The organism is Vibrio hippocampi (genome assembly GCF_921292975.1).
Taxonomy (GTDB): Bacteria; Pseudomonadota; Gammaproteobacteria; order Enterobacterales; family Vibrionaceae; genus Vibrio; species Vibrio hippocampi.
On record NZ_CAKLCM010000004.1, the window covers coordinates 13,824 to 28,244 of the forward strand.

At 49.5% G+C, this 14,421-nt stretch carries 20 protein-coding genes; 1 reads left to right on the forward strand and 19 read right to left on the reverse strand.

Going from position 1 to position 14,421, the window contains the following annotated elements; all coding sequences use genetic code 11:
• The first annotated feature begins 17 nt into the window (after positions 1-17).
• Positions 18-344, forward strand: coding sequence for a helix-turn-helix domain-containing protein (locus L9Q39_RS20165; protein ID WP_237487158.1), 327 nt, complete (start codon positions 18-20; stop codon positions 342-344).
• Here L9Q39_RS20165 and L9Q39_RS20170 read toward each other — a convergent pair whose 3' ends face one another.
• From L9Q39_RS20170 to L9Q39_RS20260, 19 genes are all read right to left on the reverse strand, one after another.
• Positions 345-662 carry a recombinase family protein gene (locus L9Q39_RS20170; protein WP_237487159.1) on the reverse strand — a complete coding sequence of 106 codons (318 nt, stop codon included), beginning with the start codon at positions 660-662 and terminating at the stop codon, positions 345-347.
• Between the two features lie 138 nt (positions 663-800).
• Positions 801-1,142 (reverse strand): hypothetical protein, encoded by a 342-nt coding sequence (locus L9Q39_RS20175; RefSeq protein WP_237487160.1) that lies wholly within the window; start codon positions 1,140-1,142, stop codon positions 801-803.
• A gap of 326 nt (positions 1,143-1,468) precedes the next feature.
• Positions 1,469-1,882, reverse strand: coding sequence for a hypothetical protein (locus tag L9Q39_RS20180; RefSeq protein WP_237487161.1), 414 nt, complete (start codon positions 1,880-1,882; stop codon positions 1,469-1,471).
• Between the two features lie 53 nt (positions 1,883-1,935).
• Complete coding sequence (dnaB, locus tag L9Q39_RS20185; RefSeq protein WP_237487163.1) at positions 1,936-3,300, reverse strand: replicative DNA helicase; 1,365 nt, start codon at positions 3,298-3,300, stop codon at positions 1,936-1,938.
• Positions 3,301-3,317: 17 nt separating this feature from the next.
• Complete coding sequence (locus L9Q39_RS20190) at positions 3,318-3,656, reverse strand: hypothetical protein (protein WP_237487165.1); 339 nt, start codon at positions 3,654-3,656, stop codon at positions 3,318-3,320.
• A gap of 248 nt (positions 3,657-3,904) precedes the next feature.
• Positions 3,905-4,228 (reverse strand): hypothetical protein, encoded by a 324-nt coding sequence (locus L9Q39_RS20195; RefSeq protein WP_237487167.1) that lies wholly within the window; start codon positions 4,226-4,228, stop codon positions 3,905-3,907.
• Between the two features lie 168 nt (positions 4,229-4,396).
• Complete coding sequence (locus L9Q39_RS20200) at positions 4,397-4,771, reverse strand: hypothetical protein (RefSeq protein ID WP_237487169.1); 375 nt, start codon at positions 4,769-4,771, stop codon at positions 4,397-4,399.
• Between the two features lie 92 nt (positions 4,772-4,863).
• Positions 4,864-5,175, reverse strand: a complete 312-nt coding sequence (locus L9Q39_RS20205) for a transcriptional regulator (protein WP_237487170.1) — start codon at positions 5,173-5,175, stop codon at positions 4,864-4,866.
• 39 nt (positions 5,176-5,214) lie between these two features.
• On the reverse strand, positions 5,215-5,448 hold the full coding sequence (locus L9Q39_RS20210; RefSeq protein WP_237487172.1) for a hypothetical protein: 234 nt from the start codon (positions 5,446-5,448) through the stop codon (positions 5,215-5,217).
• A gap of 796 nt (positions 5,449-6,244) precedes the next feature.
• Positions 6,245-7,291: a RepA family replication protein gene (locus tag L9Q39_RS20215; RefSeq protein WP_237487174.1), complete on the reverse strand. Its 1,047-nt coding sequence runs from the start codon at positions 7,289-7,291 to the stop codon at positions 6,245-6,247.
• Between the two features lie 300 nt (positions 7,292-7,591).
• Positions 7,592-7,795, reverse strand: coding sequence for a hypothetical protein (locus L9Q39_RS20220; protein WP_029858758.1), 204 nt, complete (start codon positions 7,793-7,795; stop codon positions 7,592-7,594).
• A gap of 126 nt (positions 7,796-7,921) precedes the next feature.
• A complete protein-coding gene (locus L9Q39_RS20225; RefSeq protein ID WP_237487175.1) occupies positions 7,922-8,899 on the reverse strand; it encodes a contractile injection system protein, VgrG/Pvc8 family in 978 nt (325 codons plus the stop codon).
• A 3-nt stretch (positions 8,900-8,902) separates the two neighbouring features.
• Entirely contained in the window at positions 8,903-9,130 is a 228-nt protein-coding gene (locus L9Q39_RS20230; RefSeq protein ID WP_324293804.1) for a tail protein X, read from the reverse strand.
• A complete protein-coding gene (locus L9Q39_RS20235; protein WP_237487178.1) occupies positions 9,111-9,539 on the reverse strand; it encodes a phage tail protein in 429 nt (142 codons plus the stop codon). Before L9Q39_RS20235 ends, L9Q39_RS20230 begins: the two co-directional genes overlap by 20 nt.
• 3 nt (positions 9,540-9,542) lie before the next feature.
• A complete protein-coding gene (locus tag L9Q39_RS20240) occupies positions 9,543-11,858 on the reverse strand; it encodes a phage tail tape measure protein (RefSeq protein WP_237487180.1) in 2,316 nt (771 codons plus the stop codon).
• A 39-nt stretch (positions 11,859-11,897) separates the two neighbouring features.
• The gene (locus L9Q39_RS20245) at positions 11,898-12,053 is read right to left on the reverse strand and encodes a GpE family phage tail protein (RefSeq protein WP_080258702.1); all 156 of its coding nucleotides are present in this window, start codon (positions 12,051-12,053) and stop codon (positions 11,898-11,900) included.
• Between the two features lie 20 nt (positions 12,054-12,073).
• A complete protein-coding gene (locus L9Q39_RS20250) occupies positions 12,074-12,322 on the reverse strand; it encodes a phage tail assembly protein (RefSeq protein ID WP_237487182.1) in 249 nt (82 codons plus the stop codon).
• Positions 12,323-12,406: 84 nt separating this feature from the next.
• Positions 12,407-12,922: a phage major tail tube protein gene (locus L9Q39_RS20255; protein WP_237487184.1), complete on the reverse strand. Its 516-nt coding sequence runs from the start codon at positions 12,920-12,922 to the stop codon at positions 12,407-12,409.
• A gap of 12 nt (positions 12,923-12,934) precedes the next feature.
• Positions 12,935-14,419, reverse strand: coding sequence for a phage tail sheath C-terminal domain-containing protein (locus tag L9Q39_RS20260; protein WP_237487185.1), 1,485 nt, complete (start codon positions 14,417-14,419; stop codon positions 12,935-12,937).
• Positions 14,420-14,421: the final 2 nt, after the last annotated feature.

A 14,421-nucleotide genomic window follows, 5' to 3' on the forward strand; every position in this document is an offset into this window, starting at 1 on the left:
AATCAGGAGGGGAATCGATGTCACATGAACCACTAATCCACGCAATAAAGGAGCGCAGGGAGGCGGCGGGACTCACTCAGCTACAAACCGCCGACATGATAGGGGTATCGCTAAAAACCTATCAGCGTATCGAACGGGGCGAAACCGAAATGAAAATGTCACACTATCGAATCTTGATCGAAAAACTCAAGACAACGGATCTCGATATTTCTCTCGATATGTTGGGCCTAGACAAAACCACGCCCTGGGACGTTGCAGCGGCAGCAAGAACGCTACCGCCAGAAGTGAGAACGGTACTAGTATCCCTGCTCATGATGATCTACAGAGACAAAACATCAGAATAACTATAATTTTTCGATTTCTTTCATAACACCGATCAGTTGGCTTAACACCTCTTTATAATCTGAACCAGAATTCAACCTTTCGAACAACAGCTCGACCGACGCGCCGGCGCGATGAACATCCTCGATCACTCGCTCGACCGCAGCCACATTATTCGCCAGCTTATCCAAACGCCAAACCGCAACCACATCACCCTGTTTTAGTTTATCGATAACCAGGGGAAGATCATCACCGAACCGGATGTCATCACAACCGAAATCATTTAAAGCCTTTAGCTGCATAGCTAAATCATTATCACGAACCGCATAGCCATATTTCATATTATTCTTATTCCCTGTTAGCGTGACGCGTCACGCCGCTTAATTTTGTCACATAGTAAATCAGACACGTATCACAGGAAATGACAAAGGCGGCGTTTTTGGAATCAAGCCGCCCCATAAACCACGAACGCGGCCGAATTAACCCTTCGACCAACCGTTCAATTTTACACAATCAGCGACCAGGTAATTAATCTCACCATTGCTAACTGGCAAAGCCGAATTAATGCACCCCATTAAAACGGTGGCATTTTCTTTTAGCGCTTCGCCTTCGGTAAGGTCAGCAGCATTTAAGAACCCCTTATCCTGGAGCGACTTCAACCAATGACCAGCCGTCCCGAGCTGGGTCGGCTGATCCGCTTCGGTCCAGCCTTTACGGTCAAGCCCGACCGAATACCCCTTATTAAGCCATTCTGAATTTGGGTCACTGCACCCAACCAAGCCAACGACGGCCGCAACCGCCAACAAGGACAATTTACGCATTATTTAACCTTTTAATGATTATGGAGTTTTTCAGGGTATCCGATCCGGCTGGGCCTGGTCGAGAAGATCACCGCGAAAACGAAATCCACGCGGCACAAATTCGGTAGTCATTATGCCCATTATGTTAAATAGCTGATTTTAGATAGCATTACGCCAGTTTTGGCGGATTGAACGCACCAAGCCGCCAAAATTGACGGTTAAGCAGTGATCGAGGTGTGATTTTTGATGTTGTAAATTTGTTTCAATTTGGCGAGGTTTTCGGCTGGAAATTTGGCCGGATGATTTGGCGGCCGATTTGCGTCGAAACCGCCAAAAGATCAAGTTTTCTATTCTACGCCCATCTTATCTAAGCAATACTGTTCAAATTGATATAGCGCCTCATCATCGAAACGACCCGAATCGCGCAAGCTCATCATTTCCATGAACAGGTGACGGTTGTTAAAGTCCAGGTTCACGTAATCGTGTAGATGAGCCACGCGCGGCGTTTCTGTTCTTCGATACCAGTTGCTAAATGCAGTTGCGAAGAATAAGCCGGCGCGGCCGTCTTCTTCTATCTGTTCACGAATATCGGCTAAAACATCTTCCTGTGGTCGAGCGTTTGAGATTGTTTTAGGCTCAACCACAAGTGAGCGAACAGACTCTAAGATTTTCTGTTGTTGTAGCTTGCTGTATTGCGGGAATTGCTTCTCTAGCTGTTCGATGTACTCTTTCAGCATTGATTGTTCAAATGTCGTATTCATATACTAGCCTTACTATGTGTTATTAATCGACCTCTAGCGGCCGACTAGAGGATTTAATATTCATCAAATGATGAACCAGCAAAGTTATCAAAGCGGGAGTATTGCCCCTGGAACGTGAGCCTAACCGTTCCGATCGGGCCGTTCCTTTGCTTACCGATGATGATCTCCGCGGTGCCTTTGTCCTTGCTGTCTTCGTGATACACCTCATCACGATAAATAAACATGATGAGATCGGCGTCTTGCTCAATGGAACCGGATTCCCGCAAGTCTGAATTTATTGGCCGTTTATCTGGGCGGTTTTCCAACGTTCGGTTTAATTGGGACAACGCAACCACGGGGACATTGAGTTCTTTTGCTAACGCTTTTAATGACCGGCTTATCTCCGCAATTTCTAGCGTTCTGTTGTTCTGCAAGCCTGGCACCTGCATTAATTGAAGATAATCAACCATAATCATCGACAAGCCGCCATGTTCGCGGGCCATACGACGCGCTTTAACTCTGAGTTCAGTCGGAGTAATGCCGGAACGGTCATCAATAAAAATATTGTTCCTTTCCATTAAGTGGCCAGTAGCCGAAGCAATTCGCGCCCAATCTTCATCATCGAGCTGGCTCGTTCTTATCTTGGAAAGCTCAACACGGGATAATGACGATAGCATTCTCATCATTAATTGTTCGGACGGCATTTCCAAAGAAAAAATTAATACAGGCTTATCATTCTCCATCGACACGTTTTCACATATGTTCATGGCGAACGTTGTTTTTCCTTGAGAGGGCCGAGCCGCGACGATAATTAAATCGGAATTCTGTAAGCCGGCAGTTTTTTTATTTAAATCCATAAAACCAGTCGATAAGCCGGTCACGCCATCGATAGCGGTTTTATTTAATTCTTCCATGCGGTCGATGGTTTTCTCTAACACCGAACGCGCGCTTTGCATACTATCGACGCTCACCGAATGCTGATTCGAGATCGCCAGGACCTTACTTTCTAACTCGTCGATAATGTCCGTCGAGGTCGCGGCCTTTGAGTCGTAAGCCGAAGCGACGATTTCATTACCTACCGAAATCACATTCCTTAACACCGCTTTCTCTCTTACGATGTCAGCATAAGCGGTTATGTTTGCTGCGCTGGGCGTGTTCTTGGCCAAATCAGCCAAGTAAGCAAAGCCGCCAACATCTTCTAATGATCCTTGCTTTTCTAATAGTTCTGACAACGTAACCAGATCAAGCGGTTGACCGCCTTCAAGTAACTTTCTGGCGACCTCAAAAATAATGCGGTGATAACGTAGATAAAAATCAGGCCCCGCCACTTTGTCGGACACATCATCCCAACGGCCATTATCAAGTAGTAACCCACCTAAAACGGATTGTTCAGCTTCCATCGAGAACGGCGGCTTTTTTAAAGCTTCTTCATTTTGCATTTGTCTTTTCACAACCTTTAATCAAAAATGGTCACTTGCTCGTCATCAACGGGCATCACGTCCAGTTCTTCGCCTGTCCGTTCTCGGTAAACCTTGGCGGCCTGGTGACGGCCGGGGCGAGTAAGAGTAGCGGCCAAACTTAAATCTTTAGCGCGGGACAGTTCAACGCACCCCTTATCAGATAAGGCGTGAAGCCCCTTTCTAAAATTCGATGCATCGAGCTCACCCTCGCGAGACTGGGAAATCATGGTCCGCATTTTGGCCACTGGTATCGGCCCTGTAAATTGTTTGGTTTCCAAAAGCGCCAGGATAAAAAGGGCGTCATTCTGGTTTTTCGAAAATCGGGTTTTCTTCATTTCTTAATCACCTCAAGAGTGAATAATAACTAGCAATCATAGGGCTGGCGATTACTCTTTATTTGTTCTTTGCACTTATCCACCTTTTGAGTGGATAAGATGGGTACATCAGCCACAACCAGATCACAAAGCCGGTTAAACTCCGCTAGTGAAATCGGCTGTTCCCATCCCTTACTTAACTCGATGTGAAACGCTTCCTTTCTCATGGCCACCGCTCCAAAGGCCGCCGCAAGGGCGGCCCGTATCAATTAAAACAAGCGGGTATCTAATCCGGTAATGTCAGTAAAGACTGCTTGCAAGGTATCGCCATAAACGCCTGATTGGTTGGCCAGCTCTTTAAACTCATACTTGCGAGGCATCCACTTAAGACCGAGAACGGTGTAAGTGTCTGACGGGTTCAGCACTACCTGAACCTTATTAATTCCGTCTTTCACATAGTGACGGGTGCGAGGTAAGTCGAACTGGAGGCCGTTCTCGATAGCAACCATGTTTTTAGCGCCAGTCATAGCCATGAAACGACCGCCGCCTAGTTGTTCAAGAATGGTTTTTGCAATGATTTGATTGTTAGTCATCGTGATTTCTCTCGGTTATGGCCTTGGCACCTTGCCCGGCCTTCGAGATAAATATTAGGACTTTTCGTCCTAACTTGCAAGTGTTATTTTCTTTAATTCTTTATTTCTTTACGTTTAACAGTTCACCAGGCACAAAAAAACCGCCTCAATCGGCGGCTAACTATGAATTCAACTTGGCAAAACCCAAGGGCGCTTGTACTCCCCAGATAATAATTTATCTACCGAAGTGTTCATCGGCGCAAGGCCATTCAGAAATGCGACATAAAATCGCCAGATCTTGGCTTTTTGAATTTCCTTTATCTTAAGTTGGGCTCGCACATCAGCATCTGACATAAGACCGCCAATTTCTTCGCCCTTATCCTCATCAGGCCAATAGCGGTGTTCAAAACCCAGCCACTCAGATTCAGACATACAATACCGATGAATCAATTCATCGCGGCTCAATAACGGATGATGATCTACCGGATGGAATCCCCCGCCAGTTCTGGCGAAATAAGCACAAAAATCACGGTCATTTAATGCCTGGCGAATAAGCTCTTTCATCGATATTTACCTCGGTTTTGGCCTTGGCAACTAGCCCGGCCTTCGAGATAAATATTAGGACTTTTCGTCCTGATACGCAAGCATTACTTTCTTTATTTCGTTAATTCTTTATTTTTCCAGATACAACCAAAGCCGGCGCACTCCGCCAGAATCGCCCAGGCGGCGAACGGGATCCGCTGCATGTTCGTTTTTCTGCCTTCCTGTTTAGCCTTTTCCACCTCGACAGGATCAAACGCCGCCCATTTACGCACTGTACGGCCGTCAGAGATGCCCACTAGGGCCGCGGCTTCACTCCCGGTCAATTCACAGCGTTTAAGCATTTCACGCACTTCTGCGCCCGTTGGTTGCGCCCAATCATCACCAAACGGGACCAATGTTTCAGGGCGGATTGTTTCAAGTTCCATAATTCACCAGTTTGGGCGGACACGCCGCCCGGTTTTATCTTATGCGTTTACCAGGGCAGCAATGCCGCGCCAGCTCTTATAATTTTTCTCTACTTCTTCCAACGTCGCGAACTCTTTGATTCCCAACCCACGATACGCGCGATGGCTTGCGTTATCAGTGTGCATTTGCCAGTGAGTTCCCCACACATCGGCAACACGTGACAGTGTCATTTTGTTACCGCGACTCTCTAAATAAAAAGTAGTTTCGCCAAGTTGTTGAATAACGTTTCTCATCGTGATTTCTCTCGGTTATGGCCTTGGCATCTTGCCCGGCCTTCGAGATAAATATTAGGACTTTTCGTCCTAAATTGCAACCATTCTTTTTTGCGCCCAGAAGCGCACCCACAGAAGCTGACACGCGAAGATACTAGCCCCGCAGGGATAAGCGATGCGCTTGCGCAAGCGAAGCACCAAGCCGCTCGACGTTGTTTGATAGACCACGGAACTATATCGGCGCGGTTAGCTGCACAGGACATCGTTAAATCTCGCCTTACCCTCCTGCTAGACCTCGCGAAGCGAAAGAAGGCTAGGTGATGAGGTTGAATTGAACACAAAAGGTTAAGTATTGGGTCCACTGGATAATCGTAATTCTCGAAAGTATGACGGTCGGATGACAAAAGAAATGTTCAGCGCTGCCAGCTATAGCACTGAACGTATTATTTTTGCGTTCACTTGATGCTGGCAGTTGGGGCCCGTTAAATTGCTTAACGCTGATCTTATTGTTAGTACTGAATCTAAATAGCAATTTAATGGGATGTACCTTTATATCTGTAGCAAAGCGAAAGAGATAATAAGCCTCGCCTTTATGGCGGGCTTATATCCTTCCCTTTAGGGAAGCGGTTAGTTCAGGGCTTAGTTTCGAGGTTATTTTTTATTTAGCCGGCGATCGCGGACAATGGAGGGTGATAACGGTAGGAAATCAGACGAGAAACAGGATCCGGCGGATCATTTCTGTTTGTTTTTTGAACAACTTTAACCGCCAGGTACGGCAAAGCCTCCGCCATCAAGCGGATTCAAATAAAAAGAGGGGTTATGTTCGGGTTTCTAGGATGGCCAATAGCAAGGCGTCAAACTCAGGGCCGTTCGTTAGCCCATGCTCGGCTTTGATTTGATTTTTAGCCTGGTATACATAAACAGGCGGTAATTGTCCCTGTAACTGAATGAGGCGCTTTTCCGTATCACTACGTTGCGACTGTTCACGTTGTTCACGTTGTTCTCGTTGCTCACTTGCGCGCTTCTCAGCCTCTTTTAAGCGATGGTTTGCGTCCATCACTCGCTTAGTGTGCTTGTTCTCGCCGGTAAACTCTCGCTTGATACGGGCCAATAGATTACGCAATGAAGGGCGATCCAAAGAAGCAATACGATCAGACTCAGCCTGGCGCAATAATTCAGCTTGGCGCTTCTGCTTGGCCGTTTTAAGTAAGCCGTTTTTCTCCTGCCACTTACGAGCCATTGAAAGCATCGAACGAGTGTCGTCCATCGACAAGCCAAACCCTTTAAAAAAGTTAGGGCGGAAAAAGATCCGCTTTGCTTTGTTAGTTTTGCTTTCCTTGTCGAACTCACGAACAACGACAATCATTTCCGCCGCTTCCATGTCATCAATCGCACCATGAACGGGATCGCAAGACTTGCGGCCGTGGCGATATTGTCCGCCCTGACCGTCATAGCCTGGTTCGTATTCGTGGAGCTGGCCGATCATCTTCGCGAGTTCTTCCACGCTGGCCTTTACCTCAAACAAATAGTTTGAGTCCGGGCAATAATCGGCGCGGTAAATCATAGCTCTAACCAGTGCATCGAGGGTTTGTTCACGCTCAAGGCGGATCGAGGTTCGGCGCGGGGCAATGTGCTTGGTCTTCCAGGTGCCGTCCGACAATTTACGGCGCTTAAGAGTGGCACCGTCTTTACGCAGCTTGCGCATAAAACGGTTTCGGTTCCAGTTATGGCCAGATAGAAGGGCATCCAATCGCTTAGCGATAGGATGGTTAGCCATCGGAATGTCAAATTGTGGGGTATATCTACGCCAGCCGCTGCGGTCATCCTGCCACGCTGACGCGTTACTAAGTCCAATTACGCTCATTTTTTGATTGCTTTTTCGCTGTAAGGCTTGCAGCAACCGGGCACACGAAGTAAACTTAGTCTTGTGTTTTAGGGTTTCTTCTAAATTCTGTCGCCAAAACAAATTTAGAGAAGTGACTAGTTTACTTCCTGACCCGAATCTTGAACCCCGCTCTTGCGGGGTTTTGCTTTTTTAAGCCAGGTTAAATTTTCTTACTTGCCCGCTAAGTCGCCAAACCATAACGCACAAGCCATAAAACAACATTTCGGTGTAAGCCTACCACACGATGCGGAAAGCGTCACGCCAAAAAAGATCTGCAATTCAACTTTCGACGATCTCGCCTGTCTGGGCGGCGTCTTTTTGTTCAAGTTCTTTCGCCGTCAAACTCGCCTGTAAAATCGCCTGGTGCAATCCAGGGTCACACATATCAGGGTTTTCACTAGCCGACGCCAAAAAGCGCAGAAACTGCGCTAAGTTACTTAATGTACCGGATCGAGTCCCGTCATTTAAAGCGTTATGTGTCACTTTTTTCTCTCCTGTGATAAAAATATCACTGTATATCCATACAGTTTATTAGACCTCAAAGCCGCATAATCAGCAAGCCTATCAGTAGGATTCATAAGGAAATTTCAAACCAGGCGGTTTTGGTGGTTAATTTTTCGGGGTGATAAGCTTGGCGCTGGAGACGGAGAAACGGTCGGGTTCTATGACATGATCGACACTTTCTGCAATCCAAGTACCGTTAGCGCTGGCTTTATGGTTTTGCACAATGACACGCGCCTCGGCGGCCATTTCTGGCGTGAGCGGGCGCTCTAGTGAAAAGCTCTTTTTGCCTCGTTGTTGCTTGGCCAGCTCCGCGGCCGCGGCGTCCTGCGCTTCTTGTTCGCTGCCATATTGGCGGCGCATGGTAAACACCGGCTCACCCGAACCGGTTTGCACCGCTTTCTTTTTCTGGTCCTGTTCATCAAACCAATGCGCAATCACCGCCTGGTAGTCACTGCGCTCGGTAATGGTCACACGGCCGGAAGAATTGGCCGGATCAGAAATTACAATCTCCGTCATATCCTGACCGCTGGCGGTTTTCCCCTCCCCTTTCGGCGTGACCAGGAGCCTATCGGCGACAGGCTTTGCAATCGCGTCATATTGACGACCAAGGCGATTAAGCAAGTTCACATCTGATTCGGCTTTCTGGTCGATATGGTCAAACTCGATACTGGCCAACGCTTCACTAATCACGGGCGTCAGGCCATGTTCAGCGGCAACTTGGCCAACCAGTTCGCCATAAGTGATTTTGTCAAACGTGCGGTCTTTTGGGGCTTTGATAGTACCGCTTTTGTACGGTGCCGAGACTGCATGTATAACAAGCGCATCCTCATCGAGAGGTTCTTCTAACTCCGTAACCTGGTAGATTCCTTTAAACGTCAGGTCCTCACCAATCCCGATCCACACTTCTAACTTAGCTCCGGTTTCCGGCAATTCGACAGCCTGATCACGGTTATCGATTTCGATTGTCACCGTGTCAGACTTAACGCCTGGCGCGTCATGAACGGTTAGCCGCTCCAACCGGTCATTGATTTTTCGGGTGATGTCGTCACCATTAGCCAGGATTTTAAACGCGGGTGGTTTCATGGCTTAATCCCATAAGCTGATCCGGCTCTTGTTCTCTGCGGGTCCAAGGTCCGGTAAGTTGATGATCAGCCCAGCGGGTAACACTGGGCCATATTTGGCGAGGCCGGGATTGGCATCGAGCACAGCTTCAACCGCTTTCGGTCGCTGGCCATAATGTTGATGACAAACCCAATCGAGCATATCTCCGCGCCTGGTTTGGTACTGCACACCGTTAGAACTCATCTTTGCCATACTCCGAAATGGTCAGCGTCCCTTTAATCTCTAAAGGGATACCGTTATCCGTAAAATACTGATCGTTACGTTCCAGCGACTCGATACACCACAATCCAAGATCCGCGCCGCCGCTCGGCGTACCACCGACCAAACGACCCGGTTCGCCTTTATCTGCGAACGCTTTCATTCGGTCGAACTGATACAAGTCGGATTTTTTTTGCGGATAAATAGTGATGTTCAGCGTTTTGGTATCACTGTCTGGCCCATGAAACTGTTTAGCCGGCTTTCGGTTCAGGCGCGAACGTTTTGCCCAGCGCCATTTCATTGAGGTGCGTAGCTGCTGAAACTGAGGTCCGGAGACAGAAAAGAAAAAATCCCCGGAAGGGAAACTCAGCGCCAGCATGACGCCGTTTCTTAGTTCATCCATTGCTTAACCTATATCGTACAAAGCGCCACGGCGAGCCCTGGCTTTCTCTCGATCGCGGCGATCCAGTTCATCACGAACCTTACGCGCCACATCATCACCGCTTTCACCTGGTTGCTGCTCGATAGCAATTTGATAGCTGGACGTGTAATTCGCCGGCGCAGTATGCGAAGCGGCGATCCCCGTTCTCGCGGGCACCACACCGCCATAGCCGCCCGCATAGGCAGAGGGGCGATTGCTGTCCTGCTGTACGGTACTGCTGAGCTCTACAGCTTTGGTGACTTTGTCGTCATCGCCGAAGATGCTATCCCACCAACCTTTAACCTTGCCAACGGTATCCGTGACCCACTGCATCGCGGATTTAAACTTAGCGACAATGCCATCCCATAGATTGCTGAAAAAGTCGCCCAGCGGCTCCCAATACTTCACAATCAACGCGACCACACCAATCAGTGCCATAACAGCTAACACAATCAAACCGATAGGGTTAGCGTTAAGCGCCACATTCAGCGCCCATTGTGCCGCAGTCCACACCGCGGTCGCCGCCGCCATTGCCCGCTGCAATCCAGCCATTAACGTCATACGCTGCATTCCGGTGATCATGGCCATATTCCAGGCGACTTGCGCCATCTTGACGCCAATCATCACAGTTTTAAGCGCTATCAACGCCATCACGGCACCACCGACCAACTGAGTCAGGAACGGGAAACGTTCCGCTAAATCAGCAACGCCCATCGCTGCGCTACCGATCGTGTCCGTCACAAACATCATCATCGGCGCGAACACTTTGCCCAGCGTGGCAGTTAAGTTGCTGATCCGCTGGTTCATGCGCTCGACCGACTCATTCGGCCCCAACAAAATCGCCTGGGCCATTTCGTTCGTGGTGGCCATACCGCCCTTAAGCGCGCCGTTCATGCTGCCAATGTTCTGTTTTAGCGTGTCGATTTCCGGATAAAGCAATTTAATCATTGCCATCGCTTCATCGGTGCCAAACGCTTTTTTCAGTTCCTGTTCTTCGAGCGCGTCTATCGTGCTGCCATACTTGCCTTGCAATTCGGCAAGAATATCCGGCATCGATAACAGTTGATTGTTGGCATCAAGGAAATTCAACCCAAGCTTTTCACCCGCACCGGCGGCGCTGTTGAGAAAGGCTTTGTATTTTGTGGCGGCTTCACTGCCCGACATCGTCGCTTGGAGCTGGCCGAGGATCGATAACTGTTCAGCGAAAGAGACGTTCGCGGCCGTCGCCGTTGCGCCCAGGTTAGAGATCGCCGAGCTCATTTCCGAGCCGTTGGTTTTAAACGCTTTTACGCTCGATGCGATACCGGCTGAAAAGTATTCGCCGAACTTCATGTCCCGCTCAGCCGTGGACATGGTGTTCCAACCCTCGATCGTGGTCGCGCCGAACTGGTCAAACTGTTTTCGGTAAATACCGTAACCAGACGCAAACAAACTGGTCATCTGTTCGGTGGTTGATTTAGTTGCGCCGGCCGTCATTGCTGCAATACGGGTAAATTCTCCCACAGCGGTATCAGACAGCGACGAAATACCCGATTTGATGTCATAGCTCGCCGCTATGAATTCGGCTTGTGTGGTGCCGCTCCATTGGTTAGAGAAGTCTTTCGCCGACTTAGTGATCGCGTCGATACCTTCGGCACCGATCCCCAAGCTCTGGATCGTGCCCTGGGCGCTGGCAACCTGACCATAAGATTCGGTCAATTTAGCCAGGGCATAGGTGGCCGCACCGACTTTCGCGGTATCCATTGCCGCCGAGCCCATAAGCTGGCTGTTTTTCTCGCGTAACCCGGCGAGTTTTTTCTCTCGCTGGGCGACCGCTTCAAGCTGATTTTGTTGTTCCTTAAGCCGATCATTTAATCGAGCGGTATGCCGTTCGACTTGATTGGTCGCCTGGCGTAAGTTCTTCGTGCTGATCCCTGCCTGGTCGAGTTTATTTCTCAACTCACCCAGCTTTTGATTTTCGCGTTCATGCTGTTGGCTCAGTTGCTGCGCTTCACGCTTGGCCTTGTTGAACTCGGTCGTCATCGCGCGGGTAGGTTTTTCCGCAGCTCGCATCTGACGCGCCAGGTCTGCGACCTTTTTATTTTGCGCATCCAGGGCACGGCTGGTTTCCACGCTGTCGCGTTTCAAGCGCTTGAACGCATCGAGATCAGCCGTAGACTGAGAAAGCCTGGAGATCTGCTTTTGCGTCGCCTCGATCGCGGTGGCGGACTTTTTAGTCTGATCTGTCACTTTGGAAATTGGCGTCGTGATCTTGTCCACCATTTCCATGACAAACGATAGTTTGCTGGTCGTATCGCCCATGTATACCCCTTACAAACGAAAAAAAGCCGGGCAAGCCCCTTAGGACTGCCCGGCGTTTTCGGCTTGTTCCTGCGCCTTTTCGTGGCGCTGTAATGCGATTTCGTGCCAGCGCATTAACTCGGCCAGCGACATGCTGGCGGTGGCGCTGGGATTAAAGCCGGTGAATACCAGGAAAATATCCGCTTCGGCTTCCATCACGTCGGCCGGAACGGGGTTTATTCCGTGAAAAAACCGACCACCTCCGTTTGCACCGCAACCAGATCGGACGGCTTCAACATATCGAATTCGTTGGCGGTAATGTCACTGATACGCGGCACCAGTTGACGGTGGGTGTTGATGTCCATACGCAAGATCGAGAACATTTCTAAACCGCGGAGGCTACCAGTGTCCGGCTCACGCAAATTGATTTCAGTGATCTCATTGTCACCACGTTTAAGGGACTTTTTCAGTTCAACTTTAGCCATTGCTTTCGCTCCAAATAAAAACGCCCTGCGAACCACGCAAGGCGTAAAGAATTAAAGATTTAATGAATTAACGAGAATTGAGATTTACTGACCCAGCGCCTGGCGAATCTCTTTGTTGCGGTCTTTGCCGTTGACACGGAACACGTTGTTTAGCTTGTCAATGTGGAGGACCTCTTTACCATCAACTTCAAGCTCGAAGAACTCAACATCGATCACGAACTTGGTGGTCGCTTCCACGCCACCCGCGGCCCATTCATTGAATTCTGTTTCACGCCAAAAGCCAGCCTGACGAACCACAACGGATTTGATTTGACCACCGACATCAAGCGCGCCTTTTACGACGAACTGTTCGTCGCGCGACTCACGGGAACCAATCAGATCGAACACCTTATCCGAGTAATCAGAAACCGTAACTTCTGACTCCATTGCTTCTAGCTTACCAACATCGCGTTTCATGGTGCCACCAATGCCGGCACCGTCGAAATCAATGGTTTTGGTGACAATCTTCGGAATTGTCAGTTTGTTGGCCTGACCTGCAAAACTTTCGTTTTTCAGAAAGGCGTTAAAGTCCACAAGGACCGAGGGAATACGTCCCGCCATTGCTTACCCCTATTAATCAAAAATTGCTTCGTTGTACGTGTTGTTAACGTGTTGACGGAAAGTCACACGCTCGGCGACGTCATAGAACCCGAGGTCGTAATCAAAGAACACCTGACCCGTGCCAATCGCATCGATGTTCAGGTCCTTATCCGCCCAACAAACACCACCGCTGATCACCTTACGATTAACCAGACGGCGAAGGAACGCGTTTACACGGCCTGTTACGCTTTCGACATAGTTCTTAGTAATGTTCTGGTCTACCGCGTCAAAGTGGGCGTAAATAATGCTGTCGCCGACGATGTAGCGAACACGTTGATGCGGAAGCATGGTTCCATTGGTGAGGCGGTTGCCCCAGAAAAACCAACCACCTTGTTTGTTGACTAAGGTACACACGTTCATGCTGTTGAGCTGGTTAGCCATGCAGCTGATCGCACCAGGGCCCGCTGACACATACGGAATGTCGATCGCCGTGCCTTGAATACCGCTGATCTTGCGGTTCGATGGTGAGTTCCAGTAACCCTCCTCATTGTCAACGCGGACAATGTGACCGGCGACAATGGCCGACGCATGACGTTTCACATTGGCTTTCAGGTCAGAATCAAACAGTTCAATGCCGCCATGCACGAACAACGCTTCGGCAAACTGACGGGCACGGTTCACCACGGCGCTGTATCCGGCGTAGTGGTCCGAATCGATGATCGGTGTTGCGTTGAGGTTTTTAGCGACGCGCTCGACTTCTTCGCCAACCCCTGCCAGGTGCGAATACTCTGGCGTGATAATTAAACGTGGGCGCACACCGAGTTTACCCTCGGCCCCTTCCAGTGCTTTCAAGCCGGTTGATTGACTTGTCTCGGGATCAATAGTGCCGATCACGTTGGCTTTGGTCGTGTTCTCGTCCTGACCTTCCGCTACTCGAACCACAATCACCACCGCGCCAACCTGACTATAAATGTCTTTCAGCGCATCTTTCAGCGTGCCGCCCGTGCCCGCCTTGGCAATCATCTTGTCAGACGTGACCAGCGTCGGCACATTGAGCGGGAAGGCTTCATCCTCACCACCGGACAGGTAAGTCGGGTAAGCGTACGCCACAACACCAGAACCATCACCGCCCGCCGTTACAGATACCAGATCATTCGCTTCATCATGCGCATTCACAGCGGCAGCCACATCGGTCGAAGTTGAAGTAATAGACCCATCCGCACCGGTGGCCAAAAGTACGGTGATTTTTTCATCTTTAACCGATACCAATAACGCCGCATCATTCGCAGCCGGATCGACCAGTTCAACACTGATCCCGTTACCACGAATGCCCGTGTTAACCGCTTCGAACGTCAACGCGCTGTTGTCTTCCCCCAGGGCCAACGCTGCCGCGGTGGCTACCTGGGCATTCGGAGCCGTTGCCACCAAGCCAATGGTAGACGCGGCCAACACAGTGATCGGACGATTACCATCTTTGAGGTAAAACGTCTCGACGCCGTGGAAATAATTTCCTGACATGG